Origin of the sequence: Agrobacterium sp. CCNWLW155, from assembly GCF_036888815.1 — a bacterium.
In the GTDB taxonomy this organism is placed as follows: Bacteria; Pseudomonadota; Alphaproteobacteria; order Rhizobiales; family Rhizobiaceae; genus Agrobacterium; species Agrobacterium radiobacter.
In genome coordinates this window covers 1-2333 of record NZ_JBAKFW010000048.1, presented here as the reverse complement: position 1 = coordinate 2333, position 2333 = coordinate 1, and the positions used below count along the sequence as shown (strand labels likewise).

2 protein-coding genes are annotated in these 2333 nt (G+C 59.7%); both read left to right on the top strand.

Annotation, left to right across the window (positions count from 1 at the left end; all coding sequences use genetic code 11):
- Positions 1–144: 144 nt before the first annotated feature.
- Positions 145–1404, top strand: coding sequence for an IS21 family transposase (istA, locus tag V6S97_RS29000; RefSeq protein ID WP_334428433.1), 1260 nt, complete (start codon positions 145–147; stop codon positions 1402–1404).
- Positions 1401–2282 (top strand): IS21-like element ISRel3 family helper ATPase IstB, encoded by an 882-nt coding sequence (gene istB / locus V6S97_RS28995; protein WP_334428432.1) that lies wholly within the window; start codon positions 1401–1403, stop codon positions 2280–2282. Before istA ends, istB begins: the two co-directional genes overlap by 4 nt.
- The last annotated feature ends 51 nt before the right edge of the window (positions 2283–2333 follow it).

Genomic DNA, 2333 nt, shown 5'->3' with positions numbered 1-2333 from the left:
TGTCAGTACCGGAGCAATACTCCCCAATAGTGCCGTTTGAATCTTCCCCAGGTGCTGCGTCCGCCGGTCTTTCGGGGCGCGCCCCGGAAGACCGGCGGCGCATCATCGCCGATACTCCTTCCGATGGTCGGAAGGGGGATGTTGGTGATCAAGCTGAGGGAGACGATCATGATCCTGGATCTGCATCAGCAGGGGCTGACGGTGTCGGCTATTTCCAGAGAAACTGGCATCGATCGCAAGACGGTGCGCAAATACATTGAGCGAGGCCTCGAGGCTCCAGCCTATGGTCCAAGAAAGCCTCGGGCGACGGTCATCGACCCGTTCGCTTCATACCTGCGGGAGCGGGTCAGATGCTACCCCGGCCTGACCGGCAGTCGATTATTTCGAGAACTGCGTGAGCGAGGCTATACCGGGGGCTATACGGCTGTGACGGATTTTCTCCGTGATGTTCGCCCCGTTGCAAGTCAGGGCTTTGAAGTTCGTTTCGAGACGCCGCCCGGTGAGCAGGCTCAGGTGGATTTCGCCCAGTTTCATGTCGTCTTCACCGACGAACCGATGACGCCGAGGATCGTCTGGCTGTTCTCGATGGTGCTGGGTCACAGCCGTCTCATCTGGGCACGCTTCGTCATGCATCAGAACCTGCCGACCGTCCTGCGTTGCCACATAGCGGCCTTCGAGGCTCTCGGCGGCGCGCCGAGGGAAGTGCTTTACGACCGGATGAAGACTGCCGTCATCGGCGAAGGGCAGACAGAAGGCATCGTCTATAACCGTGCCCTCATAGACCTGGCTCGTCACTACGGCTTCCATCCCAAGGCATGCAAACCTTATCGTGCCAAAACGAAGGGCAAGGTCGAGCGGCCGTTTCGTTATATCCGCGAAGACTTCTTCCTGGCCCGCTCGTTCCGCAACCTTGATGACTTGAACGCCCAGCTCCGGCACTGGCTGGATACCGTCGCCAATCCACGGAAGCACGCCACGACCCTGCGTGTCGTCAATGAAGCCTTCGCCGAGGAGCGGCCGTACCTGCGACCATTACCGCTGGCTCCGTTCAAATCCGTCTTGAAGCTAGAGCGCCGGGTGTCACGGGAAGGCATGGTCAGCGTCGGCGGCAACACCTACAGCGTTCCGGACGCTACGCGAAGCCGAATGGTGGAAGTCCATTCTCTCGCTGACGAGGTCCGCATCTTCGAGAACGGCATGTTGATCGCAGCCCATCCCGTCCTGGAGGGCCGCAAACAGCGCCGGGTTCATCCTGACCATCGACGAGCACTCGTGCCGCAACATCGGTCCAGGGCGCGCGACGACGCCATTGTCGTCAAGCCCGCCGGCGACACCGTGCTTCAGCGATCTCTCGCCTTCTACGATGCCGTCGGCAAAGTTCTGGCACAGGAGAACCGCCCATGAGCGCGGCCCTCGATGCCATTCCGTCCATGATCGATCGTATCCGTCATGATCTCGTCGGCCTGAAGATGCCACGTGCACTCGAATCTCTCGACCATGTCGTTCGACGCCTCGAGCACGGTGAGCTTTCCGCGCTGGAAGCAATTGATATCCTCCTGTCAGAAGAATTGACCCTGCGCGAGAACAGCCGGATCAAGACCGCACTGCGAATGGGCAGGCTTGCGACGATCAAGACGCTCGCCGGCTTCGACTTCACCTTCCAGCCTTCACTCGATCGCGATCGCATCCTCACCCTGGCGCAGCTCGGCTTCGTCGATCGTCACGAGGCCGTTCATTTCCTTGGTCCGCCGGGAACAGGAAAAAGCCATCTCGCCACAGCTCTCGGCGTCGAAGCTGTGAAGGCCGGAAAGAGTGTGTATTTTACGACGCTCGCTGACCTCATTGGTTCGCTTGCCCGTTCCGAACGAGAAGGCAGGCTTCAGGAGCGCATTCGCTTCTTCTGCAGGCCAAGCTTGCTGATTGTCGACGAGATCGGCTACCTGCCGGTCATCCAAGGCGGCGGCAATCTCTTCTTTCAGCTCGTCAACGCCCGATATGAACGCGGTGCGATGATCCTGACCTCAAACCGCGGCTTCGCAGAATGGGGCGACGTCTTCGGAGATCCCGTCGTCGCAACGGCGCTGCTCGACAGATTGCTTCATCATGCCGTCGTCGTCCAGATCGAGGGATCAAGCTATCGGTTGCGCCAGCATGCCGAGCTGATGCCGGAGCATGTCCGATCCAAAGCCCTGATCGCACCCCCGGCTTTTGCGCCACCTCAAAAGCCACGCGGACGTCCACCAAAAAATCCCCAAATCTCCCTGGCGTCCACGTCGGCATAATTGGGGAATTTTACTTCGGCACTTCTGGGCAAAATTCACGCGGCATTGACA

What these genes read in the sequence shown, in the direction of transcription:
- istB (WP_334428432.1), top strand. Translation starts at nt 1,401, where the DNA reads ATGAGCGCGGCCCTCGATGCCATTCCGTCCATGATCGATCGTATCCGT.